At 57.2% G+C, this 26077-nt stretch carries 24 protein-coding genes; 11 read left to right on the top strand and 13 right to left on the bottom strand.

Going from position 1 to position 26077, the window contains the following annotated elements; all coding sequences use genetic code 11:
• The 4 genes from VEH04_18205 to VEH04_18220 all read right to left on the bottom strand — a co-directional run.
• The coding region (locus tag VEH04_18205) for a hypothetical protein (protein HYG24707.1) at positions 1-193 on the bottom strand (193 nt) is incomplete at its 3' end.
• Positions 194-960: 767 nt separating this feature from the next.
• Positions 961-1542: a hypothetical protein gene (locus tag VEH04_18210; protein ID HYG24708.1), complete on the bottom strand. Its 582-nt coding sequence runs from the start codon at positions 1540-1542 to the stop codon at positions 961-963.
• Positions 1543-2177: 635 nt separating this feature from the next.
• Positions 2178-2714 carry a DUF4304 domain-containing protein gene (locus VEH04_18215; GenBank protein HYG24709.1) on the bottom strand — a complete coding sequence of 179 codons (537 nt, stop codon included), beginning with the start codon at positions 2712-2714 and terminating at the stop codon, positions 2178-2180.
• 125 nt (positions 2715-2839) lie between these two features.
• Positions 2840-2962, bottom strand: coding sequence for a sugar transferase (locus tag VEH04_18220; protein HYG24710.1), 123 nt, complete (start codon positions 2960-2962; stop codon positions 2840-2842).
• A 655-nt stretch (positions 2963-3617) separates the two neighbouring features.
• On the opposite strand from VEH04_18220, the gene VEH04_18225 reads away from it, so the two are divergent.
• Positions 3618-4397, top strand: coding sequence for a rhamnogalacturonan acetylesterase (locus tag VEH04_18225; protein HYG24711.1), 780 nt, complete (start codon positions 3618-3620; stop codon positions 4395-4397).
• Between the two features lie 4 nt (positions 4398-4401).
• Here VEH04_18225 and VEH04_18230 read toward each other — a convergent pair whose 3' ends face one another.
• From VEH04_18230 to VEH04_18245, 4 genes are all read right to left on the bottom strand, one after another.
• Positions 4402-5184, bottom strand: a complete 783-nt coding sequence (locus VEH04_18230) for an undecaprenyl-diphosphate phosphatase (protein HYG24712.1) — start codon at positions 5182-5184, stop codon at positions 4402-4404.
• A 69-nt stretch (positions 5185-5253) separates the two neighbouring features.
• Positions 5254-5661 carry a hypothetical protein gene (locus tag VEH04_18235; GenBank protein ID HYG24713.1) on the bottom strand — a complete coding sequence of 136 codons (408 nt, stop codon included), beginning with the start codon at positions 5659-5661 and terminating at the stop codon, positions 5254-5256.
• Between the two features lie 8 nt (positions 5662-5669).
• Positions 5670-5969, bottom strand: a complete 300-nt coding sequence (locus VEH04_18240; GenBank protein HYG24714.1) for a hypothetical protein — start codon at positions 5967-5969, stop codon at positions 5670-5672.
• Complete coding sequence (locus VEH04_18245) at positions 5957-7018, bottom strand: response regulator (GenBank protein HYG24715.1); 1062 nt, start codon at positions 7016-7018, stop codon at positions 5957-5959. The genes VEH04_18240 and VEH04_18245 overlap by 13 nt, the downstream gene beginning before the upstream one ends.
• A 397-nt stretch (positions 7019-7415) precedes the next feature.
• Here VEH04_18245 and VEH04_18250 point away from each other — a divergent pair, with 397 nt between their 5' ends.
• From VEH04_18250 to VEH04_18260, 3 genes are read left to right on the top strand one after another with little or no spacing between them, the layout of a single operon-like run.
• The gene (locus VEH04_18250) at positions 7416-9410 is read left to right on the top strand and encodes a roadblock/LC7 domain-containing protein (GenBank protein HYG24716.1); all 1995 of its coding nucleotides are present in this window, start codon (positions 7416-7418) and stop codon (positions 9408-9410) included.
• A 6-nt stretch (positions 9411-9416) separates the two neighbouring features.
• Positions 9417-10031, top strand: coding sequence for an ADP-ribosylation factor-like protein (locus tag VEH04_18255; GenBank protein HYG24717.1), 615 nt, complete (start codon positions 9417-9419; stop codon positions 10029-10031).
• Between the two features lies 1 nt (position 10032).
• Positions 10033-10530, top strand: coding sequence for a roadblock/LC7 domain-containing protein (locus VEH04_18260; protein ID HYG24718.1), 498 nt, complete (start codon positions 10033-10035; stop codon positions 10528-10530).
• 80 nt (positions 10531-10610) lie between these two features.
• On the opposite strand, the gene nifS is transcribed toward VEH04_18260, so the two are convergent.
• A complete protein-coding gene (nifS, locus tag VEH04_18265) occupies positions 10611-11792 on the bottom strand; it encodes a cysteine desulfurase NifS (protein HYG24719.1) in 1182 nt (393 codons plus the stop codon).
• 162 nt (positions 11793-11954) lie between these two features.
• On the opposite strand from nifS, the gene VEH04_18270 reads away from it, so the two are divergent.
• From VEH04_18270 to VEH04_18290, 5 genes are all read left to right on the top strand, one after another.
• Entirely contained in the window at positions 11955-13637 is a 1683-nt protein-coding gene (locus tag VEH04_18270) for an NADPH-dependent assimilatory sulfite reductase hemoprotein subunit (GenBank protein ID HYG24720.1), read from the top strand.
• Positions 13638-13680: 43 nt separating this feature from the next.
• Entirely contained in the window at positions 13681-14337 is a 657-nt protein-coding gene (locus VEH04_18275; GenBank protein ID HYG24721.1) for a phosphoadenosine phosphosulfate reductase family protein, read from the top strand.
• A 96-nt stretch (positions 14338-14433) separates the two neighbouring features.
• Positions 14434-15348 (top strand): sulfate adenylyltransferase subunit CysD, encoded by a 915-nt coding sequence (cysD, locus tag VEH04_18280; GenBank protein HYG24722.1) that lies wholly within the window; start codon positions 14434-14436, stop codon positions 15346-15348.
• The gene (locus VEH04_18285; GenBank protein HYG24723.1) at positions 15348-16667 is read left to right on the top strand and encodes a GTP-binding protein; all 1320 of its coding nucleotides are present in this window, start codon (positions 15348-15350) and stop codon (positions 16665-16667) included. The genes cysD and VEH04_18285 overlap by 1 nt, the downstream gene beginning before the upstream one ends.
• 265 nt (positions 16668-16932) lie before the next feature.
• A complete protein-coding gene (locus tag VEH04_18290) occupies positions 16933-20832 on the top strand; it encodes a sialidase family protein (GenBank protein HYG24724.1) in 3900 nt (1299 codons plus the stop codon).
• Between the two features lie 103 nt (positions 20833-20935).
• On the opposite strand, the gene VEH04_18295 is transcribed toward VEH04_18290, so the two are convergent.
• A complete protein-coding gene (locus VEH04_18295) occupies positions 20936-22603 on the bottom strand; it encodes an immunoglobulin domain-containing protein (protein ID HYG24725.1) in 1668 nt (555 codons plus the stop codon).
• 212 nt (positions 22604-22815) lie between these two features.
• Between VEH04_18295 and VEH04_18300 the strand changes: the two genes are divergently transcribed.
• Positions 22816-23361, top strand: a complete 546-nt coding sequence (locus tag VEH04_18300; GenBank protein HYG24726.1) for a pyridoxamine 5'-phosphate oxidase family protein — start codon at positions 22816-22818, stop codon at positions 23359-23361.
• On the opposite strand, the gene VEH04_18305 is transcribed toward VEH04_18300, so the two are convergent.
• The 3 genes from VEH04_18305 to VEH04_18315 form a co-directional block, all read right to left on the bottom strand.
• Positions 23299-23922 carry a hypothetical protein gene (locus VEH04_18305; protein HYG24727.1) on the bottom strand — a complete coding sequence of 208 codons (624 nt, stop codon included), beginning with the start codon at positions 23920-23922 and terminating at the stop codon, positions 23299-23301. The genes VEH04_18300 and VEH04_18305 overlap by 63 nt on opposite strands.
• 202 nt (positions 23923-24124) lie before the next feature.
• Positions 24125-24478: an SLBB domain-containing protein gene (locus VEH04_18310; GenBank protein HYG24728.1), complete on the bottom strand. Its 354-nt coding sequence runs from the start codon at positions 24476-24478 to the stop codon at positions 24125-24127.
• 136 nt (positions 24479-24614) lie between these two features.
• Positions 24615-25397, bottom strand: a complete 783-nt coding sequence (locus tag VEH04_18315; GenBank protein HYG24729.1) for a hypothetical protein — start codon at positions 25395-25397, stop codon at positions 24615-24617.
• A 263-nt stretch (positions 25398-25660) separates the two neighbouring features.
• Here VEH04_18315 and VEH04_18320 point away from each other — a divergent pair.
• Positions 25661-26077 (top strand): transposase (locus tag VEH04_18320; protein ID HYG24730.1); only part of this gene is annotated, 417 nt, incomplete at its 3' end.

Genomic DNA, 26077 nt, shown 5'->3' on the forward strand with positions numbered 1-26077 from the left:
ACTTGAAAGTCCACTTGCCCCGGGTGGCTTCAACGCCTTCAGGCGCAATGAGTTCGAGCAAATGGCCGACGGCGGACGAAACTACGTATTGATCGTTCTCGTAATAATCATCCTGCTTTTTGAAGCCGCCGAGCGCCTTGGCGATGTCGCCGGCGACGGACGGTTTTTCCGCAATAACCAGAGCCTTGCCCATTTCGATTCTCAATCACACATCACTTGCGGGGAATCACAGGTGTTTTGTGCAATGTGGCGGAAATTGACGCAAAGGGCGGCGGATGTCAAAAGGGAAAGCGCAAGTATGCCGTCAACTCTCCGGGGTAAGCTGCCGCTTCGAACGGGTCGCATCCCGCACCTGAGCGACGGGTCCAGGATTACTGATTCGGCGACCGCCCCCGCGTGGCGAGCAGTTATTGACCGGGATGACCCTGGTGAGGTAGGCGACTTCAACCGCTTCGAGGAACCGGGTTCCCTCATGCACTTCTTTGGCCAGCCTTTGACGTCGTTTTTGGAGGCTTACAAATGTGTTTAGCCATGATTTTTCGACCATTATTCCGTGTCACGATTGGGATTTTCTTCTGAAGTTTGCCGGGGACCGAGACGCTTAACGAGAAACACTGCGGGAGCACATTGGAAAGTATGGTGGCTGTAGCGCAGGCGTCCTCGCATTCGAGGTGGGCAGCGTCGTGCTGCGCGAACGACCGGACGAACTGGCGACGGGGGGACGACCCCCAAAACTCGCCGCCGGGGCGGCCGCGGTCGTGACGCGATTGTAGGGCGTGAAATCTTGCGTCGCTGGCAATTATTTAGTTGCGATGGACGCTTCCAGCAAGCTGATCCAACCGCTCCGCGTGCGACTTCCCTTCACTTGGTTACGCTGCGCGGCCATAACGCTCCGGAAAAAAAAATCAAACTTCACGTTCGCATGAGGTTGACAATCTTCATAAGCGATGCAGCGGTTGATTAGGCCAACTGGCGGTAATGTCGAAAAAAATTCTTCGCATTTCGGTTCAAGATTAAATACAGCACGATCGCAGTCATCGTAATCAGTGCTCGCACCATGCGCGTCCAAACAAAAATGTGCCGCGACTCTGGAAGAACGCCGCTCTGCCAAAAACTGTAAAGGTTATGCGCGATCAAACCATAGTGAATAACAGCGAATGCGATCAGCGCGATACGCGCCCAGGCGAATCCGAGCCAAGCGTAGGCTGCAGATCCTATTATGGCGATCGCGATCGAAAGCGAAAGGGCCAGACCCGACGCAGACATTATGCGTTCCTCTTGTAGCGGACCGAAATACATGAACAGTGCCGTAACAATCGGAAGTAGCCCGGCAGAAAGAGCCATCCAAAGCGTGACGATCCAGACTCCCTTGGGCCGCTTGACTGACTTGGAGTCCATAATTGGGCCACCCTGATGGATAGTTCTAGCCTCGCGCTGGATTGGAGATGCGGACGGATGAACAGCCTCGAGCGGATGTCCGTCAATCGCGCACGTGTTTGTTTCGTCCGGGTAATCTTTACCACACCAAGGACACTTCTTCATGTGCAGACGACGCTCAGGGACCCGACGCTCAGGACGCAACGATTGCGACCGCGGCGCCATAAAGTCCAGTAATCAAAAATGCGCGCGCCACTTTCGCACGAGTGATCTTGTTCCGCGACTTGTTCATTGCAGCGACTTCATGATACGTCTGAACTCCGGCAGCCCAAGCTCCGCCTGCCCGCGACCAAACTGAGCCTCGCCCAATGGACCGGTTGTGCTGCCTGATGGTTCAGCGTAAGGGCTATCACGTGAAATATTGATGTAGTAACGCCAAGCTGACGCATGATGAGGAGCACGCCAAGAAAATTGAATGCGGCTGCGGGCAACCTTGAGCCGCATCCAACGTCCCCTTCCGTGTGTCGCGCCACGTTTGAATATACTTCCAAAACCCAATTCGAAGCAGGATCCCAATAGGACAAATCGACACCCTCTCGAGATCCCTGCATCGCGTTGACTGGACGGCCGTCCCCATTGCTGTGAACCAGGATATCGCGGCCCTTTTGCGCCAGGCCAAGGCGGCTGGGTTCGGCAACTGGTTCCGCAGCGTCGGACCTTTGTTTGGGGCGCCGAGGCTTGCGATTGCCGGTGCGTGTTCCGCCGGCCTGCTCATGCTCCTGTTCAAGTTGTCCAGAATTTTAAACTGCAACGCCGGGAAGCGGTTCCTCTCCTGCCTTTGGTTGGCCGATCTCCTCTCTGACCTTTTCGAGCGCTGCGATGAAATCGATCAGTTTGTACTCCTGAGCAAGCTGAAGAGAGTGAGTGATGTCGTGTCCCCAATCGAACCAAGGCATGACATAACGATCCACCCGCTCCAGAAGATCAAGCTGAACCGAATCCAACGATGTGTCGGCTTTGACTCGCCACCAAAAATCGCGATGCTCCGGCATCACCCACCCAACGCGGCGGAAGACAGTGCAGTGCGAGTCTGTAAACGGCATGCTATCAACTGGCCGCCCAAGCAACTCCTGGGCACGGGACCAGCAGATGCCCAGGTTGATTGTAAAGCTGGTGGCTTGCTTCGTTCCCCATGGGTTTTTCTGCACGCCGAAAAGGTCAAAACCGTGGGCAAAGGCTCTGGCGAAACAGTTCCCGCGGCGGCGAAACCCGAACGTTTTCAGGAAGGGTGCAAGGTCCCTGCGAATCATCGTGTCAATGCTCTCCGAGGCGTTCATTGTGTCACGGCCAACGGTAGAACTCAGCGAAGTGGCTGTAGACGCCGCTCCGACAACTCGGAAGCCGGGAAAAAACCCGGCGCACGAAACTGCACGCGCCCTCCACTTTCGCGCCAGTGATCTGGTTACGCCACGTGCTTGTCATAAACCAATCGTAAAAAGTCCCTCAACCGAATATCGCCCCGCACAATGCTCCACAAACCCGGCATTTCATCAATCGAATATCTGCGAAGAAACCGGCCAAGCACCCGCGGCTGATCGCCGTGTACAAGGAACGCGCGCCGCCTGCAACTCCTTCAACGCTTCAACTCCAGCAGGCAACTCAGATCCTTGCCGCATGAGCAACGCCCGGATAATTTTGATTCAACATGGCGAATGGCGGTCCATTGCCCGGACATGCATTTCGGCGCGTAAAGAAGCCCGGAACATGGATCAATCCGTCCAAAGGGGGCGTTGCAAAATCCACCATTGATCTCACGGGAACGTAAAGAGATCACCACGGTGGAAAATCTGCCGAAAAACTTCCAAGGGTCAAGGTCTCAGCGTCCGAAACAAGGCAAACGCATCTAGATTGTATCAGGAACACCAGGAGCTTGAGAAAATAGGTATGGTCTCAACTCGCGTTGAGCTGTTTGCGACGAATGCCCCACTTTGCCGTCCACTTCTCGAATCGATTTTCCTGGGGCCACGGTGCCAACGCGCTGCGACCGCAAGTGTGGACAGCATTGCCTGCTTACGTGCTGTCGGGACGCACTGGAGCGCTCAGGTTTGGAAAACTCTAAACCTCGTTTGCCGACGGGATGGTGTATTCCCCCGAAAACGGAGAAGTTTCATCACATTTTCCTCCGCTATGGGACGGCAGTGTTTTATTTCACAAAACTCCGAATTTGCTATCCTTTGCCCATGTTGAAACGTGTTCCAGTTGCCGCCCTGGCGATCGTTCTTCTGGCCTTGTGCGCGTGCCGCACGGCGCAAAATCCGCGACTCCACACAGCCCACGGTCCGACAATCTTTATGATCGGCGACTCGACGATGGCCAACAAACCCCTGACCCCAGCCCAACCCGAACGCGGCTGGGGACAGCTCCTGCCGCTCTATTTCAAGCCGGAGGTCCGGGTTGAAAACCTCGCAATGAATGGCAGGAGCTCGCGCAGCTTCCGCAGTGAAGGCCGATGGGATCCCGTCATGCAGCAACTGAAGCCCGGCGATTACGTCATCATTCAGTTCGGCCACAATGATCAGAAAGCTGATGCTGCCCGGCATACTGATCCGATGGGAACGTTCAAGGAGAACCTTTCGCGGTATGTGAATGAAACGCGCTCAAAAGGTGGCAGGCCGATCCTGGCCACGCCGATTATTCGACGCGCATTCACGAACGACACAGAGTTGATGGACACCCATGGCGATTACTCCGCTGCCGCACGACAGGCAGCTGCCGAACAGAAAGTTCCACTGCTCGATCTTCAGCGACGAACCGAAATACTCGTTGAAGCGCTCGGCCCCGAGCTTTCAAAGCGGCTTTTTATGTGGGTGGAAGCGGGCGAATACGCTGCCATTCCGGAAGGCAAAAAAGACAACACGCACCTGAATCCTCTCGGCGCTTCCCGCATCTGTGATCTGGCTGTGGAGGAGATACGCGCCGTTGCGCCTGAACTCGCGGCATGGCTGCGCGAGAAACCGTAACTTATCAGAGCGCAATCAGCAGGACAATCACGCCCAGGCCGATTCGGTACCATCCAAAAGCCTCAAACGTGTGTGTCTGAACGTAGCGCAACAGCCACTTCACTGCTGCGAATGAAACGACTGCGGAGACGATGGTGCCCAGGATCACCATTCCCCAATTTTGGGGCAATCCCTCCGTGTCCTGCATTGCCTTCAAAATCTTATAACCACCGGCCGCCAGCATCGTTGGTATGCCCACAAGAAAAGAGAACTCGGTTGCCAGGGGCCGGTTGAGTCCCAGAAGGAGGGCCATCAGGATCGTTGCGCCGGATCGCGACGTTCCGGGAAAAATCGCGGCGAGCAACTGGCCCATGCCAACCGCGAACACCACTGCCCACGTGACCTGGCCGCTCAAGACCCGTCCGCGCAAACGCTTCTCCAACAGGATGAAAAGCACACCCCCGGCAATCAGCGCAGCGGCAATGGGAACAGCTTCATCCTGAAGCTTGAAATTCATTTTCTCCAGCGCGAAGCCGCCGGCTCCCGTGATCGCAAAAGCGACGGCTATTTTACGCAGGTAATCAATCGTCTCCGGTTCACGCCATCGAAGGAAGAACTGCTGAAGCCGTTCAGGAAACAGGGGCAACACGGCAATCACGGCGCCGCATTGAATGACAACATTGAAGAGGTCGGTTTGATGCGGAAGCCAGCGCTGTGCGATCAGCAGATGGCCGGTGGAAGACACGGGGAGGAATTCGGTGATCCCCTCGATAATTCCAAGCAGCACAACAGCGATCCATTCAGGCATGCGCTGTAAAAACGGGAAAACCGCTTTGAAAACAAGGTTAAAGGCAGCCGCGGAAACGCGTTCTGCGCGCTATTTTTTCTTGCCCAGCAACCCTGAGAAAGTGCCTTTGTTGTCTTCCTGTCCCTGCTTGACCTTCAACTGGCCAAGAATCGAGTGCCAGCCAATATAGATCTTGTGCCACTGGCTCTCCACGTTGCGCAGGGCGCCGTCGTTCATTTCGCTGAGATACCGAAGCGACGGCGAGTTGCCGATCAGCGTATGCACTTCATCCTTCGTTGGCGACGCGACTTCCACCGACGCGAGGATCAGCTCCAGCTCCTGGATCAGCACGCTCTTCACTTCGAGAAACTGATTTTCGTCCTCGACTCCGAATTTTTTGGTGCGCGCGAGGTTTACGAACCCGTTGAACTGTTTCCAGCATTCCAGATAGTTCTCCATCTGTGTGATCAGTTGCTCGAGTTTTTTGGATGTGCTCATAACGAAATTCAAGGGGTGGGCGACTGGGTCTTGGGCGAGAGAAATACAATGGCGCCGCCGCGCAACTCTCTCGCGGTGATCTGCAGGCTGGCGAAATTAAGGTTGAACTCCGTGAGCGGAACCTGCGCCAGCCGGGCCTCGCGGAAGAGACCCAGCACCTCGCGGGCAATCTCAACAAGGAGATCCGCCGGGTAGGAGGATGACACCGTCGTGGCAACAATGTTTCCGTCGCGGTCCACGGTGAAGCTGCCGGAAGGAAGCTTTTGAACACCCCCGGCAGATCTGGAAAAGAAATTCAGGAATCCCATGATGCCGTCAGCTTTTTGGTTTGGTCCAGCAGGTGGCCTCGCTCCGCATCGAGCGGCCATGCGACAAGGAATGAACGGTCCGGCCAGGGCAGCAACACCATTCTGCGCTCCAGGCTGCGAGCGTGGACATGCGACAGCGGGCCCGCTTCAATGCGCTCGGAAAGCCGGCTGCACACCTGCAGTGTCTGCCTCACCCACTTTGCGTATTCATCCGCCGACTGAGTGCCCCACCCTTGCGCCTCGCCTTTCTCAGGAACGGTCACCACCCACTCCGCGCCCTCACGGGTCAATGCAGAAAGACGCCAGACGGTTTTCCGATGATCGTTTTCTTCGAGCGTCCCTGCGCCTGCGTTCGCGTCCTCGTCCATCGCCTGCGCCATTTCAAGCAACAATCCGTTTACAGATTTATGAATCGTTCGCTCGCGATCGGGTTCAGCGGGAAGGTTTTCAAAGGTGCCTGATTTCCAATCAAGAATTCGCCTGAACGCCGCCTCACCGCGCGCACCTTCAGCCTCGGCATCAATTAATTCGCCACCAAGGATCCAGATTTTTCCCACGAGCGAACCGCGTGTGACACGCATGAGCGTCGAACTCTGGGAGAGACACTCCATCTGGATGATATCCATCAGGCTCTTGCTTTGAATGCCGCGGAAACCGCCCTCGTGATCGCGTCCGAGGAGCGATTCAAGGCATTCCAGGAACATTTGCATGTTCTGGTGTGTATCCGGCTTGAGCCAGAACAGGTCCACCCCGAGCGCGTATGCCCGCGAACGGAATTCCTCATCCTGCAACGAAGTCATGACGACTGTTCGCAGTTCAGGAAAGCGGCGGCGCACGATCGCGAGCACCTGCAACCCGTCCATCTTCGGCATCTTCAGGTCGCAGATCAGCAGCCGGAAAGGTTCCGCATCCAGCAACGCCAGCGCCCGCGGGCCAGAAGTGGATGTATGCACTTCGGGATTGCTGGGCAAATGCCGCAGCATGTCCTTGTACATTTCCAGCAACTCCGGATCGTCATCCAGAAGCAGGACTTTGTGTTGCGATGCCATAAAAAAGCTGAACGTAGCGATATCGCCAAACCTGGCGTTCGGTTGAATCAAAGCATTCACTATTCCGCCAGAACCTCGGATTCTGCCAATTTCTTAAATTACGCGCACGAAGATTGGCTCAACGTGTTACCGCTCCATCGCTTCTTCAAACACACCACGCTAGAAACCGGGCGCTTCGCTGGACATGCAGTCTAGCGATGGGACAACACCCACCCGTCATCACGCCCCATTCTTCGCCGCATTTGAACTCTGCCGAAAATTTCTAGAGCCGCCCGCGCGTTCCACGCCATCCAGCTTGGAAGGTGGCGATACAGCAGATTGGGAAACCTCCGCTACTGGCACACTTCTTGCCCGAGCGAAGGAACGACGCAAGAGCAGAAGATCCTGAAGAGACGATATGTTTGGCTTTATAAAAAATATTTTCCGGCATCGTGAAGCGGACGACTCACAAGCGGCGGGGCAACCACCCGTGTCAGCCCCGGACGTTCGTCCTTCAACGGCAGGAACGTCCTTTCAGCGCCGCGCACCTGTTGCCAGAACGGCCGCTCCGGTCGCACCCGCGCCCCCAATACCCGCTGCAGATGCGTCGGGAAACTCGATCGCCGTTCCAGTAATCTCCATTCTGAGTGTCCTTCCCGCTGAACTGAAAGCGCGGGTCCGGCCCACCAACCTCGGAAATGTAACCCTGTCCGTTGCCATTGATAATGTGCTGGCTCAGTTGCCGACGGGGGCCGTGAAGGTGAGCTTTGGGGAGATTCGGGCGGCGGCGCCCTCGTTGTTCCTGCCCTCGCCCGAACTCGATCAGACGCTCGTGAGCTTGCCACTCAGTGAAATCCTCCCGCGTCTCGATACATCGCTTTTATCCCGCCGGCAGGATCAGCGACAAGTTGAAGTGCCTCCGGAAATCGTGAGTCCGTTTGGTGATCACGGCGACGCACTCGCGTTTGCAGCACAAACAGCTGCCACCCAAAGAACCATTACGCCCGCGCCAGCCGCACCCGCTGCGCAGACCTTGCCGCCCGGAACAAGCTTCGCCTTTGCGCGAAAACCGCAGCTTCCTGCAGCGCAGACTACACCTTCGTCCACGACGTCACATCAGACATCGCACCTGCCGCGCACCAGCGCCCCGTCCAAGCCTGTATTGGGATCGCGCGGAGGTTTTGCTCCAATGCCCACGCGCGCCACACCTGTGATTGCGCCAGCGCCTGTTGCGCCGCCTGTGTCCCTTACGCCGGAGGCCGAAATTCCGCCCGTCGCGCCGGTGGCTCCAGCGCCGGAAGCAGCGCCTGCGCTTGAAGAGCAGCTGCACGCCACCCCAATTCCGGTGTCATCAGCTCTTCGCAATCTAGGCAGTTCCATCGGCCTCACGAATAGCGCGCACAAAACGGCAGCGCCCTCAGGACCCGCGGCACCCGCAGTTCCTGCGAAGCCTGTCACACCCACAACGGCCGCGGCAACCCAGGCTCCCGCCGCTGCGTTTGCGGAACGAAATGTTCCAACGCTCACCATGCCGCTTGCCGCCGTGACTGAATCGTGGCCCGACGCGGTTCGAGAGGAGTTGACCCAACAGCACCTCGAGACTGCGAGCATTGCTGTGCCGGTCGATCAACTTGAAGCTGCGATGCGCCGCGGAAAAGTTTCTTTCCCGTGGAAAACCCTTCGTTCGTGGATTCAGCCAATGCCTTCGCCGCGGGCTTCAGCGCAGGACACAACTTCGCTCGAGCTGCCTTTGAAAGTCATCACACCGTTGTTTCTGGCCTACCAGAAGAACGTGATGAAGCCGAAGCAGAAGGTGGCCATCGACGAGAAGATTCCGAACCTGTTCTTTGGCTTTCCACAATCCGAAGGCGAACGCGCAGCCGCACCGATGGCCGCTCCTGTTCCAGCACCCGTGCCGGCACCGTCCGCCCCCGCGCCCGCAACAGTTCCACAGCCGAATCCGGGTGACACCAATTATTACGTTTGGAGCGAATCGTCGGACGCCGCGCGCGTCGATGAAACAGCGTTCCGCCGCAATCCAGTCGAGACAAACTTTCTGTCGCGCCACGCAACGCCCAACGAAGTCGTCGCGAGCGCCTCTCAACTCGAAGGCGTCGTGGGCGCGCTCGTTGCACTTCCAGACGGACTGCGCGTAGCCAGCAAGCTGCCGCCCGATGTGAATGGCGACACGATGGCGGCGTTCCTGCCTCAGATTTTTGGGAAAGTCAGCCAATGCACAAAGGAATTGCGCATGGGCGATCTGAACAACCTTAACTTCACCGTGGGCAACATTCCGTGGAAAATATTCCGGGTCAACGCGATCTACTTTGCCGCTTACGGCAGGGCCGGACAGGGACTTCCCACCGCTCAACTCGCTGCGCTCGCCGCCCAGCTGGACCGCAAAAAACAATAATCGACTATGGCAATCATCAACCAGGCAACCAAGGAACTGCAGGTCAAGATCGTCTATTACGGCCCCGCGATGGGCGGCAAGACGACCAACCTAGTGCAAGTTCACGATCACGTGCAGACCGCCGCGGGCAACAAGGGCAAGCTCGTCTCCCTCGCGACCAGTTCGGATCGCACGCTCTTTTTCGACTTCCTGCCGATCGAGGCGATGTCCATCAAGGGGTTCAAAACCAAGTTCCAGCTCTACACCGTTCCCGGCCAGGTGATCTACAACACCACCCGCCAGCTGGTCCTGCGCGGAGTCGATGGCGTCGTGTTCGTCGCCGATTCGCAATACGAGAAGATGTCAGAAAATGTCGAGAGTTTCCAAAACCTCGAGGAGAACCTGCGCTCGTTGAAGCTGAACCTTTCGGAAATTCCCTACGTGCTGCAGTACAACAAGCGGGACCTGCCCAATGTCGCGCCGATTGAATACATGGAATTTCTGCTCAACAACCGCGATCTCCAGGTGCCTTCCTTTACCTCCGTGGCGCATAAGTGCGAGGGCGTGTTCGAGTCATTGAACATGATCACGCGCATGCTGTTGAACAAGTTTATCAACCAGGGATCGCCGCAGTACGCATGACATGGCTACTCTGCCCCAACTTATCGAGGAGGATATCCAGCAGGTCGACGCGGCCTTGCGGGAGTTGCTGAAGCACACGGAGGCAACCACCGCGATCATCATCGACAAGGGCGGATTCCTGATCACGCACCAGGGCGACGCGCGGCAGTTTGACCTGACCACGATCGCTGCGCTGGCATCGGGCGCCTACCTGGCGAACCAGACCATTGCCAACCTGGTCAACGAAACCAATTTCAACAGCGTTTATCAACAGGGCGAAAATTTCAGCATGTTCGCGCTCTGCGTGGATGAGCACTGCCTCCTGGTGGTGATCTTCCGGGCGGAACTCAGCGTTGGCGCCATCAAGTATTTCGCAATGCCGGCCGCTGAGAAGATTGCGGAACAGATGAAGATGGCTCGCGAACGGGAACCCGGAACCGGTCTTGACCTTTCAGTTTTGAACCTCGCTGATCCAAGCGAGGTCTTTAAACGCAAAGCCGCGCCTCCTCGCGGCCATTGATTTCGAAGCGACAGCGGCAGGCGTTAAGCGTGACCTGTGAATCCGAACGCCGCTGCTATCGCTTCGTCTTTTTTTTCCAGTCACGCCACCTTCGCGAGATCCCGGGCCTTGCCCGTCTGGCCGCGCAAACGTGCAATGACACCGGGCAGGTGCTTGATCAGGTAATCGAGCTCGGCATCGTTGTTGTAAATTCCAAAACTGAATCGAATGCTCGCACGGGCGCGAGCCGCCGTGCATCCCATTGCCATCAATACGTGCGAGGGATCGAGCGAACCCGAAGTGCAGGCCGAACCGCTTGAAACGCAGATTCCGAGTTGATCCAGCGCGAGCAGCAGCTGCTCGGCTTCAATTCCACTGAACGACAGGTTGGCCGTGTTCGGAAGGCGATTCTGCTTGGAACCGTTCCGCACTGTTCCACTCACGTGCTTCAACATTTCGCTTTCCAGGCGATCCCGCATTGCGCGAACGCGGGTGTTTTCGTCTTTCAAATGCGCCATCGCGAGTTCCGCGGCGCGGCCAAATCCGGCAATGTAGGGAACGTTTTCCGTCCCGCCGCGGCGTCCCTGTTCCTGTCCCCCGCCCGTGACAAACGGCGCGTATTTTAGTTTGTGGCGCAGGTACAACAGCCCCACGCCCTTCGGCGCATTCAACTTGTGCGCAGACAGCGAAAGCATGTCCACACCGAGATCCTGCACATCAATCTTCAACTTCCCCGGAACCTGCACGGCATCCGTGTGAAACGTCACGCCCTTGCTGCGGCAAATTGCGGCGAGCTCCTCGATCGGGAACAGCACGCCAGTCTCGTTGTTTGCCCACATCACGGAAACCACAGCCGTGTCGGAACGAATCGCTTTCTCAAACAAATGAATGTCGAGACTGCCGTCAGGCTCCACGGGAAACAGCGTGATGTCGTAACCCTGTTTCTTCAACGCAGCGCAGAACTTGATGTTGGCGGAGTGCTCGACAGCCGTGGTGAGAATGTGGCGCCGCGAAGGATGGGTGACGAGCGCGCTATGAATCGCAGAATTGTTGCTTTCGGTTCCGCAGCTGGTGAAGACGATTTCCCGTGGTTCGGCATTGATCAGCGCCGCGACCTTTTCGCGCGCCTTCTCAATATGGCGGTTCACCTGCCGCCCAAACCCATAGACGCTCGAAGGATTTCCCCACAAATCGCGAAAGAAGGGAGTCATCGCGTCGATGACCTCCGGTGCCACACGGGTCGTCGCGTTGTTGTCGAAATAGAAAGTTTGCTGCTGCGTCATGTTTTCCGCCGCCGCAGATCAAGCCTGCGGCAACCGAACGTCAGACTGGTAATTCCGAAATCGATTTGCTAGGGAAAAAGCTTTGCGGGCCAAAGTGCAGAACGGATTTGACAATGATCAGGCGCCAAGCTGATAATCATACATAACTTAACCATTTTACTCGTGATTACGGAAACACCAGCGAAACTGACGCATAACGAATCGATCAAGGAGGCGATCCCTACGCTTGCCGGCACGATTGCAGCCACTATATCGGATCCGGCGGCGGATCACTTCTCGGACGACGACAATCAGTTTCTGAAGTTTCACGGATCCTACCAACAGGACGATCGCGACCTTCGCAAGACGGGCAAGAAATACATTATGATGGTCCGCGGCCGCATTCCCGGCGGCGTGATGACATCCTCCCAGTGGCGGGTCTTCGACGATCTAGCGACCACGTACGGCAACAACACATTGCGCATCACGACGCGGCAAAGCATCCAGTTCCACGGCATCTTGAAATCCGGACTTCGCCCCGTGGTGAAGGCCATCAATGAGTCGCTGCTGTCCACGCTCGCGGCCTGCGGTGACGTCAACCGCAATGTGCTGGCACCGCCTACACCCGCTTACACGAAAGCGCGTGAACAGGTATTCCAGGATTGCCACCGCGTTGCAATGGAGCTGGCGCCCAAGACCACGGCGTATCATTCCATTTGGATCGATGGAGAGCAGCTCGACCTGAATTCCGAAACCAGTCGGGGTTTTGTCGATCCCCTTTATGGGAAAACCTATTTGCCGCGGAAGTTCAAGGCCGCGTTTGTCATTCCGCCGGTCAACGATGTCGACATCCTGACCAACGATATCGGATTCATCGCAATTGTGGAGAATGACCAGTTGCTCGGCTACAACGTCGTTGTTGGCGGCGGCATGGGCCGAAGCCATGGCAACGAAGCCACGTATCCGCGGCTCGCCGACGTCATTGGTTTTGTCACGCCTGAACAGGTGATTCCTGTCGCGAAGGCAGTACTTACGATTCACCGCGACTTTGGCGATCGCACGGACCGCAAGCACGCGCGTCTGAAATACGTAGTCGCCGAACGCGGTGCTGAGTGGGTGCGCATGGAAGTGGAAAAGCGCGCGGGATTCGAACTGCAAGCCGCCCGCGCTTACGAATTCACCACGACCAGCGATCTTTATGGCTGGAACAAGGCCGTGGATGGCACCTGGTTTCTCACGCTGTATGTCGAGACCGGCCGCGTGAAGGACAGCGTCGGGCATAACATGAAATCGGCTCTGCGCGCCGTCGCGGACCAGTTCCCGCATGTGGAATTTCGCCTGTCAACCAACCAGAATATTCTGCTGACGCGAATTCCTGATGCCGACAAGGACGCAATCAATGCCTTGCTGGGAACTCACGGGATCAGGACCGACAATCAGGCGACCGTGCTGCACGCGGCTTCCATGGCGTGCCCTGCCCTGCCCACGTGCGGATTGGCCCTTGCCGAATCGGAGCGCATGCTGCCTTCGCTGATTAATCGCATTGAAAAACTCTGCGCTGAAGTTGGCATCGCGGGCGAGGAAATCATCATTCGCTCCACGGGCTGCCCCAACGGTTGCGCGCGTCCTTACATGGCCGAAATCGCTTTCGTTGGAAAGGCGCCTGGACGTTATCAACTCTGGCTTGGCGGCGACGTTGCAGGCACGCGGCTCAATCGAATCTGGAAGGATGTGGTCAAGGATCCTGAAATCGAGGCTGAACTGCGCCCCGTCCTGGAACGGTTTGTTGCGGAACGAAATCCCGGCGAACGGTTTGGCGACTGGTGCGATCGCACGCTGTTCACCCACGCGGTGAGCGTGAGCTGAGGAACAGGTCCGGCTTGCGTCCAACTTTTACACAACTGCTCCAATGACTTCTCAACAGATCGCGCAGGCGAATGCTGAATTGCAGGACAAGTCGCCGCTGGAAATTGTCCGCTGGGCAATTTCCCAATCGAACGGCAACGCAATCGTCTCCACGAACTTCCGCCCTTACGAAGCCGTCGTTCTCCACCTGTGTGTTCAGGTGCAGCCCACCATTCCAGTCCTGTGGGTCGATCACGGCTACAATCGTCCCGCCACCTACAAGCACGCTGAAGCCTTGCGCCAGCAGCTCAAACTGAACTTAAAACCGTATCTGCCGAAGCTCACGCCCGCGCATCGCGACGCCATTCACGGCGAGATTCCTTCGCCGGAAGACGAGGAAGGCTTGAAGCAATTCAGCGCGTTGATGAAGCTTGAACCCTTTCAGCGCGGCATGCGTGAACTGGCGCCGAAAGTTTGGATCACCGCATTGCGCAAAGTTCAGAACCCCAACCGCGCAGGGCTTGACATTGTTTCACAGGATTCCAATTTCGGTGCATTGAAGGTGAGCCCCGTCTTCCACTGGACCGATGCGCAGATGGAAACCTACCTGAAGGAACACCAGCTCCCCAACGAGTGGGATTATTTCGACCCGGCAAAAGCCGATGAAAAACGGGAGTGCGGCCTGCACGCCGCCTGGGGTGCCGCTGCGGTGAAAGCGTGATTCAAAGTTGAACCTATGAGCCAATCCACAGGAATTCTTGCGGTGAGCCCGTCTGTAGCGCTTCCGTCAGATCCGGACACGTCAGGTCGCGAACGCATGCCATCAACCAAGATCCCCTACTTCCTCGACCATCTCCAGTATCTGGAAACGGAAGCGATTCACATCATGCGCGAAGTGGCCGCCGAATTCGAACGGCCCAGCCTCCTGTTCTCCGGCGGCAAGGATTCCATCTGCCTGCTGCGCCTTGCCGAAAAGGCATTCCGCCCTTCCGACATCCCGATGCCGTTTCTGAACATCGACACGGGCCATCACTTTCCTGAGTTGAACGAATTCCGTGATCGGCGCGCCAAGGAACTCGGCGGCAAGCTGATCGTCCGCAAGGTTGCCGACATGATTGCGCAGGGCCGCATCGAACCGACGCCCGGCGAGATCAGCCGCAATCGTTTGCAGATCCCCACGCTTCTCGCGGCGATTGAGGAATTCCAATTTGATTGCGCCATTGGCGGCGCGCGGCGCGACGAGGAAAAAGCCCGCGCAAAAGAACGATTCTTCAGCTTCCGGGACAGCTTCGGCCAATGGGATCCAAAAAACCAGCGGCCTGAAATCTGGAATCTTTACAACGCGCGCGTCAATCCCGGCGAACACATGCGCGTGTTCCCGTTGAGCAACTGGACGGAGATGGACGTCTGGCAATACATCAAGCGCGAACAACTGGAGGTCCCCAGCATTTACTTCAGCCACAAACGCAAATGCGTCCGCCGTAATGGCCAGTGGCTGCCCGTCAGCGATTTGCTGCCGCTCAAGCCCAACGATGTCATGCAGGAACTCGTCGTCCGCGTCCGCACCATCGGCGATATCATCAGCACAGGCATGGTTGAATCTCCGGCCAACACAGTCGACGACATCATTGCCGAGATCGCTGCCGCGCGCGTGACTGAGCGGGGTTCCCGCGCTGACGACAAGTCTTCCGAGGCGGCAATGGAAGATCGCAAGAAACAAGGTTATTTCTGATGCCACTCTCTTCTCACACGATTGAGATCCTGCGCTTCAACACGTGCGGATCTGTTGATGACGGAAAGTCCACCCTGATCGGACGGCTCCTGTACGATTCCAAAAACCTGATGGAGGATCAACTCGAGGCGCTCGAACGCTCCGCTGACATCACGGGCGGCGGACAGATCAACCTCGCCAACCTGACAGACGGCCTCCGCGCCGAACGGGAACAGGGCATCACGATTGACGTGGCATACCGCTATTTCGCAACGCCCAAGCGCAAGTTCATCGTCGCCGATACGCCCGGCCATGTGCAGTACACGCGCAACATGGTGACAGGCGCCTCCACTGCGAATCTTTCGGTGGTGTTGATTGATGCCCGCCAGGGCGTGATCGAACAGACGCGGCGCCACACGTATATCGCTGCGCTGCTCGGCATTCCGCATCTCGTGATTGCCGTCAACAAGATGGATCTCGTTGACTGGAGCGAGGAACGTTTTCTTGAAATCCGCGAAGAGGTTGAAAGTTTTCTGCCCAAGCTCGACGTTTTTCGTGACGTGAAGTTCATCCCGCTCAGCGCCCTCAACGGCGACAACGTGGTGGAACCCTCAACCCGCACTCCGTGGTTCGGCGGCCCGACATTGCTAAACCATCTGGAAACCGTTCACATCGCGAGCGACTGGAATCTCAGCACGTTCCGGTTTCCGGTGCAGTGGGTGAATCGCCCGAACAATCCCACGAACGCCCAGTTGCATGACTTCCGCGGCTTAAGTGGACAGATCGCGGCGGGCATCATCAAGCAAGGACAACAGGTCCTGATTCTTCCGAGTGGACTCAAAACTACGGTAAAAAGCATCTGGACCTACGAAGGCCCGACCGATGAAGCCTTCTCGCCGCAGTCCGTTACGCTGTGTCTCGAACACGATCTCGATGTCAGCCGCGGAGACACAATCGTCGGGCTGGAAAATCTTCCCGGCTTGAACTCCGATCTGCATGCGCGGGTTTGCTGGATGAACATCAGGCCTTTGCAGCAAGGAAAGAAATACCTGCTGAAGCATACGACCCAGACCGTGCAATGCATGATCACGAGCCTTGAAAGCCGGATCAATGTGTCCACGTTCGATGCTGAGCCGCAGCCGCGTGAATTGATCGTGAACGACATCGGCGTGGTTCGTCTCAAGACGTCCAAGCCTCTCGTTTACGACGGCTATTACAACAATCGCCTCACGGGTTCATTCATCCTGATTGAACCCGGCACGAATGCGACTGTTGCAGCTGGCATGCTCATGGCACCGAGCGAAAGCGTGAAAGTGGACGACGCGGACTTCGCGATCTGACCAAACGCTCAATGTCCAAACGGAGCGCCGACTTGCAGTCGTATCGGTTCTTCGCTCCCGTTTTGCTCGGCGCGCGGAATTCGTGAGCGCTGGTCCTCCCCGCACGGTCGAAATGCAACTCGCACTCTGCACCCGATCGGCGTTCCATCGTCGTAAGCCAACTGCAACTCGGCGCTCCGGCGCCGCAGTCCCGGCTTGACGTTTTTCCGCGATTGCGCTTGGAATTGCCCGCACCCACCACGTTCGTAAATCGGAAAGGTCCGTTATGCGCATCAATACTAACGTCCTGCCGCCGTCCATCACCCCGCATTCACATCACCGCAGTAATTGTTTATGTCCCTGGCTGCTGCCGGCCTTCCTGCTCGGCTGCGCGAGCATCCTGCCTGTGCACAGCCAGTTTGGACCTGGCATTCCCCTGGCACTGAACCACAACGCGGGCACTGACGCAGGCGATGACTTCTCGCCGCGAATCGCTTCCGACTCCAATGGCCATTGGGTATCGGTTTGGTCCTCGCGTGAAAACCTGGGCGGCACTGCCGGAGTCGACGCCGACATTTTCTACGCGACTTCGACGAACGGAATTCATTGGTCCGCAACTCGCACGCTCAATCTGAATGCAAATACCGACACGGGCGACGACTTCGCGCCGCAGATTCAGGTGGGCACGAATGGCTGGTGGATCGCCGTCTGGTCTTCGAACGAGAACGCCGGCGGCACCAATGGCACTGATCCGGATATCCTTTACGCGTTGTCCCCAGATCACGGAGTTACCTGGGTCGCCCCCCGCCCAATCAATACGGACGCGGGCACGGACACGCGGGCTGATTTCAGCCCTGCTGTAGCGACCGATCGTGACGGCAACTGGATTGTTTCATGGCATGGCACGGGTGGCGGCGCATTTGGCAACGACCAGGAAATCTGGCTGGCTCGGTCCAGCGACAACGGCCGAACCTGGAACAGTCCCGCTCCGCTCAATAGCAACGCGAGCTCCGATGGCGGCAGCGATTTCAACGTCAGTCTCGCGACCGATCGCCACGGACGCTGGCTCGCTGTGTGGTCCTCAAACGAGGATCTTGCAGGAAGCGGCGACGGCGACGCGGATATCGCCTGGGCGCAATCGCTCAACAACGGCGCAACATGGTCCGCTCCCGCGCTGCTTCACTCCAACTTCAGCTCCGACAATGGCGAGGACTTCAATCCAATCGTCGGGACGGATCGGCAGCGAGGGTGGCTTGTTGCGTGGGAATCGGGTTCAAGCCTCGGCGGCACAATCGGCACCGACCAGGACATACTCTTTTCGCGTTCGACGAATCACGGAGCGACGTGGTCTTCCCCCGCTGCGTTGAATGCATCCGCCAGAACAGACAACGCGCTCGACAGTTTCCCTTCCATCGCAACAGACGCAGCCGGCGTTTGGGTCGCGACGTGGCACTCGCAATATGCTCTCAATGACGCCACGGGCATGGACCAGGACATTTTGGCCTCCTATTCAATTGACCAAGGCGGCACCTGGCGGAGCCTTCAACCGCTCGCAAGCAACGCAGCGACGGATACAGCGGAGGACGGTTCGCCGCACATTGCTACAGACGAACACGGCGGATGGATTGTCGCGTGGTCGGGCGCGCCGTCATCTTCCGGAACTGACCAGGATATCGCATTCGTTCGCATCCTCGATCCATTGCTCTGGAGTTCTCCAAAGTTCTTGAACAGTAACGCACCCACCGATGCAGGTGCCGATTTCTCGCCCAGGCTCGCAACAGATCTCGCCGGAAATGCGATCGCGGTTTGGATGTCGAATGAGAACCTCAACGGCAACACGGGAACAGACCTGGACATCCTGTTCAGCCGATCAACGAACAATGGCGTCACGTGGTCTGCGCCCGCCGTGCTGAATTCCAATGCAGCGAACGACTCAGGCGAGGACCGCGATGCAAGGGTCGCAACGGATGGCAAAGGACGCTGGATCGCAATCTGGAGTTCGAGCGACACGCTAAACAATCAAACCGGCAACGACAGCGATGTTCTTTTTTGCGTGTCCACGAACAATGGGATCAATTGGTCTGCAGCAACCTGGTTGAACTCCACCGCAACCAGCGATGCCGTGGGAGACTTCAGTCCCGCGATTACCACCGATCGCGCGGGAAACTGGATTGCCGTATGGGGAACTGCTGGCGCGTATGGATCCGACTTCGATGTCGTTGTATCGCGCTCTGCCGGCGGCGAAACCTGGTCTGCCCCTGCCCCGCTCAATGCAAACGCGGCAAACGATGATGGCGACGATTTTGAACCGCAGATCGCGACCGATCGCGACGGCCGATGGATCGCCGTTTGGATGTCGAACGCTGAACTAACGGGGCTGGGTTACCACCTGGGCACAGACGACGACATCCTGGTTGCGTATTCCTCCAATAACGGGGCGAGTTGGACAATGCCGCGGCCGCTGAACAGCAACGCCGCCAGTGACGCGCCCGATGACGACGATTATTCGCCGCAAATCGATGCGAACGGCGCCGGCTCATGGATCGCCGTGTGGCATTCCGAAGGCACGCTGGGCGGAATGCTTGCCACCAATTTCAATGTGTTGTTTGCCCGCTCAACCGACCATGGCGGAACCTGGAGTTCCCCTGCCCCGCTGCATGCTAACGCGGCAACCGACATTGGCGACGACCAATCGCCGCAAATCCTTTCAGATCGAAACAGCCGCTGGGTCGTCGTGTGGAATTCGAGTTCGCCTGACCTCGGTGGCAACATTGGCGTGCTCGGCGAACGGGACATCGAGATTTCTTTTTCAACGGACGACGGAGCGACGTGGACACCTCCCGCGCCATTGAATACCGACGGATTCATCGATGAGAACGATGACTTCAGCCCGCATGTGGCGCTCGGTGCCGGCGGCCAATGGATCGCGGCATGGTCGTGGACAACCAATCTTCTGGGGGCCGACGCAGACCTGCAGTTCGCAACGGCATTCCTCCCAACCCGAACGGCGACGGCAATTCTGCCGCTCCAGGTCGCGCCAGTGACACTGACTGGAACACCGCCAGGCACATTTCTGATGCAGTGGAACGGCGGCTTGCCTCCGTATCAGGTGCAACGAACGGCGAGCCTGACGCCAGCGTCGTGGGCGAACACAGGCGGCTTGCTGTGCGACCGCTTCGCACAGTTTGCTGTCACAGGCTCGAATGCCTTCTTCCGTGTTCTCAGCCTCGGGAACACGCCCCCGATCCTCGGGTGGGCAGGAGAACCTGCGTATTTGCAGGGTGGAATGAATGCCGTTGCTGAAACGTTGTTCGTCGATGGCTTCGGGATCAACGCCTCCGTGGATGTGCTCGTCTCAGGTGACCTGCCGTTAACCGTGCGCCGCACGATCATTAACAACAGCGCGATTCCTATTGCCGGCGGTTATACAGTCCGCGAGAAATTGCACGGCATGACGTTTGTCGCCGTCGGCGGCACCGCCGGATATGTGCCCGGCGCGCCGAGCCAGCAGGTCTTCGACTGCGAAGTCACGAATACGCCCGCCCTCGCACCCGGACAAACGGCTGTCATTGAGTTTACGCTCGGCGGAGCCGGATGCACACCCCTCGCGCCGATCACCGCGTTGCCGTGCGGTCTTTTCCAGGAGACCATGACGATCGAATCGCCGCAGGTAGCAAACGGCTTGTGCACCAACACAATAGTCGAAGTCGTCGATTCCAATTTCATATTCGTCGATGACGGAAGCCAGATACAAATCGCAGCGGCGTTGAATCCAGACAACGCGCCCAGCGCATCGGTCAGCGGCACGACTGTGAACGTGTTCGCGCTTCCTTCGCCGCCGGTTCGAACCCACCAATTAACCGTCACCACCATTCCTCCGAACCTGACGTATTTCGTGCGCGGCCGCAGTCCCATCACGGGACCGCAGGCACCCACGATTGGCGCCTTCACGCCAGGGATTCCGCAGGCCCCTGCTCCGCCGCTCGTGGTCACGGGCGGCACCGTGTTGAATTACTTCGTCACCGTGAATCCCGATTACAACGGCACCCCGTCGTGCAACGTCTTCGGCCTTCCGACTTCATATCAGGAAAAGGTGAACACGACGCTGACGTTGATCTCAACGAACGGTTGTTCCATCGCGCAGGAGTCGCTCCAGGCAACAGGTATTTACGAGTGCAGTTTTTAGCGGCTATCGCAAACCTGCGCTACGGCAGCCGGTTGCGACGCCAGGTTGAAGCTATCCAGGCGCCTCGGATCTGTGTCGTTGCGATAGCAGAGATCTGCATTGATCAAGGATTCAATATCCTGGCGCGATAAAAATTGACGGAAGCATTGCTGGCGTTTGTATCGACGAACGTGACCGTCCCTGTCTGGTTCGTGACGACCACAAGATTCTCCCAGTTGTTTGGCGGGGTGCGACGCTCAACGAGATATTGCGCATCAACGTCACCCACCAGCAGCCATTCGCGTTTGCCGCCCGGAAGCTCTCCGCCGCAATATAACTTGGCGGTCGCCAACAGTGATTCACCCGCTTCCAGGCTGAAACTTTGAAGACCTTCCAGTGCCCCGGGCGGAACATGTGGACTCGAAAGAACTACCGTTTGAACCTCTGAAGATCCAGTGCGGCCGCCTCGAGCCCGCGCTTCCTCAAAAGTCCCTCCTTTGTTGCGGTCCCACGCTCTCACTTGCACGTGCGCAGTTTGGCCTGCAAGTCGATCAGGAATCGAAAGAAATGGCGGTTCGAAATAACCGGCCAGCTCGCCTGACCCAATCTCGATCGGCTGCGTCGCCGGATGCAATGCGTTCGGCGTTGAACCCGTGTAAAGCTGCACGAGAAAATCTGGCCCCTCGAGCCGAGTAACCCCGTCCACGTCAAACACTGGGGCGTCAGGCGGGTCGCCCATCCAATTGATGTTGCTCCAATTCACATAGCCGCCGCCACTCCCAGTCTCCACTTCCAGTATTGCGTCCGTGCTCGATGCCGTCCCGAAATGATTGCTCACAACGACCGAGTAAGCTCCCCCATGCGCAGGGGTGACAGGATTTATCGCGTAGGAGGCATTGGTCGCGCCGGGAATGTTCGTTCCTTCCCATCGCCATTGATACGACAAAGACTCGCGGCCCACTGCAACTGCATAGAACGCCGCATAGTAGCCGCTGCGCAATTGCTGACTGCGAGGTTGCGACACGATCCACGGCGCATTTGGAACCCGATGGGTCAGCAGCGTTGCGGGCAGGCTTTGAACCACTCCGAACGCGTTGGTAATGACCACCGTGTACTCGCCATCCTGGTCTTTGCCGGCATCGACGATCTGCAGCACCGCGTTGGTCCCGCCGGCGATTGGATCGCCGGCGAAATACCACTGGTAACGCAGTTCAGGCGCGCCACTCGCTTCCACCTTGAAGCTGATGGTTCCACCATCAAACGTGCTGCGGCTCGGCACAGCCTTAGTGAGTGAAGGTGGCTCTTCCATCCAGCCGACACTGATGTCGTCTAGCGCGGTATTCCCAGCGGTCCCAACAATCTCAAGCCGCGACACTGCGGAATCTGCGACGACAAGAAAATTCGTGTAGATCCAGGGAGAGAACGGCACGTCAGGCAGGACAGCTTCGCCGACAAGGAGGTTATTCCATCGGACCGCCACGGTGTTTCCAGATTCCTTTGTTGCGAGTCGAACGCGGTAAGTGCGTCCTGGCACCGTCCCAACATCCTGCCATAAGCCCCCGCCGCCGTGGGCGTAGATGTGGTTGCGGCCGTGTGCAGCGCCTGGCTCGTTGATATAAAACGACCCTCCGCCGGCATTATTCCAGGTCCAGCCGACAAAGGAGCTCCCATCGCTCAGGACCTCAAGACTTCCATTCTGGACGATGTTGCTCTGGGCGAAGGATATCAGCGGTCCGCACGCAATGGCGGCAATGACCAGCTGTTTTTGAAGAGCGGCGAAGTTTATCTCCATGACCAATCCAGTTAATCGAATCGTCGTGAAAAGGCAAGATCAGCGCGCGCAACGTTGACGCACGCTTCTAAACCCCACGTGCCTAGAGAAATCTTGCTGCGCATACGGTTTTGCGCACACTTGCGGCATGACTCCACCGATTCGCGCCACTCTAGCCGTCTTGAGTACTCAATTCCGCCGAAATTTCTCACGAACACTGGGATAAAACTTTAATGGGTAAACATCTCGCAAATATTGATGCCGGATTGGCAGCCTGGATCGCGAAGCAACGATTGTTCTTCGTGGCCTCAGCACCTTTGGCAGCAGAAGGGCACATCAATGCCTCGCCCAAAGGCGGCGAAGCGTTCCGCATTCTCGGTCCTATGGAAGTGGCGTATCAGGATTACACAGGCAGCGGCGCGGAAACAGTGGCGCACCTGCGCGAGAATGGACGTATTCTCATCATGTTCTGCGCCCTGGAAGGTCCTCCCAAAATCGTCCGCCTGCATGGGCGCGGCACGGTCGTCATCCCTGGGCACCCGCGGTTTGATGAGTTCGCCGCCCATTTCCCAGCTAATCCCGGAACGCGTGCGATCATTCACGTGACCGTCCAGCGGGTTTCGTCTTCGTGCGGTTTTTCCGTGCCATTTTTTGATTACCGCGAAGAACGCAGCACGCTTGATGATTGGGCCGCCATGCAAGGTCCCGAAAAACTTTCAGACTATCGCGCCGCGAAAAATCAAAAGAGCATCGATGGCCTGCCGGCATTCGATATCTGAACATGCCACAGGGAAATCAGAAACCAGCCTTTTCAAATCGGGCGATGTGTTTAATTTTTCGCTCAACCCCGGCGGGAATATCGCGCGGTGGCAAAATGAAGCGGGAGTGAACCAGCGGTGGTCGCACCATCTGTAGTAATCCCACCAATCTTTCTCGAATATCCTAACCAACTCTGCGCCGTTCCCCGTCTCGTCATACCGTGCCAGCAGCACGCCCTTGAATGGGCACTCCAAAAACGCAACATCCGGACCAGCCGTGCGATACAGATACCCTCGCATCGCAGGTCCGACAAGCTGAGCTGCTACGCCATGTCGAACCGCGATCCCAAGAAGAGCGAACATGAGCCGAAGCCGCCGACGATCGAGCCCACCGAACAGCGAAGAATAACAGAATAACTGTAGCAACGAGTGCCCCAAGACAAACTGCAATGGAGCATCCAGCGGGTTAGTCTTCTCCACGAAGGCGACGCGAAAACCAAGGGCTTGATGAACGTTGTATTCGGTCCAGAACTGGGCGGGAGGACGGGAAGCTTCAGGAACTGTGAGAAACTCATCAATCAAACCAAGCGCTTGCTGACTGTCGCCGTTATCATGGCAGGAATGCCCTTGCGCCTCTGCGCGCGAAGCCGCCCTTCCGAGCTGCCAACTGAGATTAAGACGGAGTTTCCGTACCGAGGTCCGCCAACGAAAAAGAAAACTCTTTCTGGTTCACACTCCTTTTACCTGTTGACGTCTCCGGCTTAATAGGTGTTGGACGTAGTCGCTACCTCACGGAGGATAACGCTCTCTTCACCTGAATCATGTCGCCCGGCTTAATCATCGGACTGTTCGCGTCTTCTGTCATCGCGAATACCTCCCGGGCACCATCGGCGCGAGTCACTAGCACGCGAGACTTGTCAGCTGCTTCGGTGAAGCCTCCTGAGAGGTCTATCGCCTTTGCCAAGGTGATCCCATCATTCCAAACCTTTGGGCCCGGCTGCCCAACCTCCCCATCGACATACATATAATGCTGACTTGCGGCCGGAGCGGCGGCTTGCCGAACGTCCTGCGTCTGACTGGCGCAACTGACAAGGGTGATCAGCGCTACCATGCCAACTACTGCTTTGATTGATTTCATAGGTTTTGGTTTATTTCGTCCAACGTCCCGGCTCACCGACGCCGGGCCAATCGTTTTCGATTGCCCACTGAGGCGCGATCCCGGCGTTCGGTGCAGCCGGTTTGTTGGACGCATTCATCGCACTACCCGGTATTTTTCATTCTTGAAGCGTTGCTTCCAAAAAGCTCGCGTCTGCACCCTTCGGCAACACGTCGACGAACTTGACAACCAAGTTATTCGCACCCACCCAAAAGTCGGTCCGCACGTCCGCCGATTTCAAATCCAGCCTGAACCGAACGCAGTCGTACGACCTCTTCCCGACCGTAACCTTCTCCGTTCCCTCGCACGAAATGGTGTATGGACCGTCCTTCTGTTCTGCTTTATGCGTACGAAAGAGGAATGGCTCCGCATATTCCTGAAACGTGTAAACTCTGCCGGTATCTCGCGGGAGCAAGGGGACAATCCGAAGCAGCGCATCGAACGTCAACATCCCGTCGGCAAATGTCCACTGTTGGGTATTCGTCCCACCGGAGAACTCAATGAACGTTGCTTTGCCCTTCTCGTAGTCAAGCTGGTGAACGGTTTTCCCACCCCCAGTGATATCGATAGTGGCCTGCTCAGGGGCGAACAGGTTTTCTTCGGGATAGACCAATCTGCGATCGAAAATCGTGCCGTTGTAGGAAGCTCCCAAAGTGATCGTATCGTGGAACTGCAACTTCTTTTTCGCAAACTTGCTGGAAACAACAAGGACACCATAGTCCTTCGATTCCGTGTTGGTCCCGTTCTGGACTACGCTCACCCACTTGTATTTATGAAGCTGGTCGATCTTGAGGCTTTCCAACTTCATTGGAACATCCTTAAGCGGCATCGGCGGCTCCGCGGACTTTGCAGCCGCCGCTCCCAATAGTCCGACGAACAAGCAAACAATGACGTGTTTCATAATCGTCGTCTCTTCTGTGTCCAACGACAAGGGTGAGCGAAAGCCGCCGGCAGCGTGCGTGCAACTGCAACCACGGCGGTCTGATGATACTCAGCGGTCATACTGCAACGCAGGGCGGATGTTCGCTCGACCCGCTTGAAACTCCCATCTAAGCCGTCGGTGATGTGTGATATCATCGGTGGTGAAAAAGCGGAGAAGTGTTCGAGCACTTCCCCGCAAGGAACATTAACCCGGCGCTTCACAGCGCCATTTCATCAATGCGTATGAAGTATTATACCTCCACCACGGAATTCAACTGCGGAATCGATCTCCATGCCCGTCAGATGTACGTCTGCGTCATGGATCGCTCAGGCAAAATCCTGGTCCATACCAACGTCAAAAACAATGACTTCGGCTTCTTCCTCAAGTTGGTCGCCCCTTATCGCAAAGACCTGACCGTCTGCTGTGAATGCATGTTCGGCTGGTACTGGCTTGCCGATGCCTGTCTGGACGCCGGTCTGACGTTCGTCCTGGCACATGCCCTCTACCTCAAAGCCATTCACGGCGGCAAGAATAAGAACGATCGCGTCGATTCCGAAAAGATCACGCACCTGCTGCGCTCCAATCTCATCCCGCCAGCCTACGTTTATCCCGCTGCGTTGCGACCCCTGCGCGCGTTGCTCCGCCAGCGTCTGTTCTTC

The organism is Verrucomicrobiia bacterium (assembly GCA_035629175.1).
GTDB lineage: Bacteria > Verrucomicrobiota > Verrucomicrobiia > Limisphaerales > DASXHY01 > DASXHY01.